The sequence below is a fragment of the Pseudarthrobacter sp. C1 genome (assembly GCF_034720455.1).
GTDB lineage: Bacteria > Actinomycetota > Actinomycetes > Actinomycetales > Micrococcaceae > Arthrobacter.
In genome coordinates this window covers 1-2,286 of sequence record NZ_JAYESK010000024.1, presented here as the reverse complement: position 1 = coordinate 2,286, position 2,286 = coordinate 1, and the positions used below count along the sequence as shown (strand labels likewise).

The 2,286-nt window shown below is 56.0% G+C and carries 2 rRNA genes; both read left to right on the top strand.

Going from position 1 to position 2,286, the window contains the following annotated elements:
- Positions 1-1,524 (top strand): 16S ribosomal RNA (locus U7114_RS19270); the annotation flags it as partial.
- Positions 1,525-2,021: 497 nt separating this feature from the next.
- Positions 2,022-2,286, top strand: a 23S ribosomal RNA gene (locus U7114_RS19265); the annotation flags it as partial.

Below are 2,286 nucleotides of genomic sequence, written 5' to 3'. Positions count from 1 at the left end.
GATTAGTGGCGAACGGGTGAGTAACACGTGAGTAACCTGCCCTTAACTCTGGGATAAGCCTGGGAAACTGGGTCTAATACCGGATATGACTCCTCATCGCATGGTGGGGGGTGGAAAGCTTTTTGTGGTTTTGGATGGACTCGCGGCCTATCAGCTTGTTGGTGAGGTAATGGCTTACCAAGGCGACGACGGGTAGCCGGCCTGAGAGGGTGACCGGCCACACTGGGACTGAGACACGGCCCAGACTCCTACGGGAGGCAGCAGTGGGGAATATTGCACAATGGGCGCAAGCCTGATGCAGCGACGCCGCGTGAGGGATGACGGCCTTCGGGTTGTAAACCTCTTTCAGTAGGGAAGAAGCGAAAGTGACGGTACCTGCAGAAGAAGCGCCGGCTAACTACGTGCCAGCAGCCGCGGTAATACGTAGGGCGCAAGCGTTATCCGGAATTATTGGGCGTAAAGAGCTCGTAGGCGGTTTGTCGCGTCTGCCGTGAAAGTCCGGGGCTCAACTCCGGATCTGCGGTGGGTACGGGCAGACTAGAGTGATGTAGGGGAGACTGGAATTCCTGGTGTAGCGGTGAAATGCGCAGATATCAGGAGGAACACCGATGGCGAAGGCAGGTCTCTGGGCATTAACTGACGCTGAGGAGCGAAAGCATGGGGAGCGAACAGGATTAGATACCCTGGTAGTCCATGCCGTAAACGTTGGGCACTAGGTGTGGGGGACATTCCACGTTTTCCGCGCCGTAGCTAACGCATTAAGTGCCCCGCCTGGGGAGTACGGCCGCAAGGCTAAAACTCAAAGGAATTGACGGGGGCCCGCACAAGCGGCGGAGCATGCGGATTAATTCGATGCAACGCGAAGAACCTTACCAAGGCTTGACATGAACCGGTAATACCTGGAGACAGGTGCCCCGCTTGCGGTCGGTTTACAGGTGGTGCATGGTTGTCGTCAGCTCGTGTCGTGAGATGTTGGGTTAAGTCCCGCAACGAGCGCAACCCTCGTTCTATGTTGCCAGCACGTGATGGTGGGGACTCATAGGAGACTGCCGGGGTCAACTCGGAGGAAGGTGGGGACGACGTCAAATCATCATGCCCCTTATGTCTTGGGCTTCACGCATGCTACAATGGCCGGTACAAAGGGTTGCGATACTGTGAGGTGGAGCTAATCCCAAAAAGCCGGTCTCAGTTCGGATTGGGGTCTGCAACTCGACCCCATGAAGTCGGAGTCGCTAGTAATCGCAGATCAGCAACGCTGCGGTGAATACGTTCCCGGGCCTTGTACACACCGCCCGTCAAGTCACGAAAGTTGGTAACACCCGAAGCCGGTGGCCTNCAGCAACGCTGCGGTGAATACGTTCCCGGGCCTTGTACACACCGCCCGTCAAGTCACGAAAGTTGGTAACACCCGAAGCCGGTGGCCTAACCCCTTGTGGGAGGGAGCTGTCGAAGGTGGGACTGGCGATTGGGACTAAGTCGTAACAAGGTAGCCGTACCGGAAGGTGCGGCTGGATCACCTCCTTTCTAAGGAGCACCTACAGATTGTTCGTGCCGTGTATGCGGTGCGGGGGTTTGTCAGGAGTACAGCCCGTTGCGCAGACGCAAGTTCTGCGGCGGGTGCTCAAGGGTGGAATATCAACGAATAGCGGCTGCCGGTTCTTTCCGGTGCTTAGTACGGTTCCTCTTTGCGGGGGTTCCTGGAAGGGTGCTGGTGGGTGCGGGTGGTTTCGTGTTTGGCACACTGTTGGGTCCTGAGGCAACAGGGCCGTGGTTCCGTCCCGTTTTGCGGGGCGGGGGTTGCGGGTTTGTTTGTTTCTGGTTTCCTGGCTGCACCGATCATGCATGTTGTGTGTGTGGGGTGTGTGGTTTGGGGTTGTTGTTTGAGAACTACATAGTGGACGCGAGCATCTTTTATAAGAAGCAATATCCAAGAATATGAACCTGGATCTGTTGTGCTGTCTTTCGGGATGGTGCAGTGGTTTTCATGGTTCTCTCGAAAATTAGCGTTTTTGATCTTTTGTGGTCAAGTTTTTAAGAGCACACGGTGGATGCCTTGGCATTAGGAGCCGAAGAAGGACGTAGGAATCTGCGATAAGCCTGGGGGAGTCGATAACCGGACTGTGATCCCAGGGTGTCCGAATGGGGAAACCCCGCCGAGCGCGCGAGTGACTCGGTGACCCGCATCTGAACACATAGGGTGCGTGGAGGGAACGCGGGGAAGTGAAACATCTCAGTACCCGCAGGAAGAGAAAACAATAGTGATTCCGTTAGTAGTGGCGAGCGAAC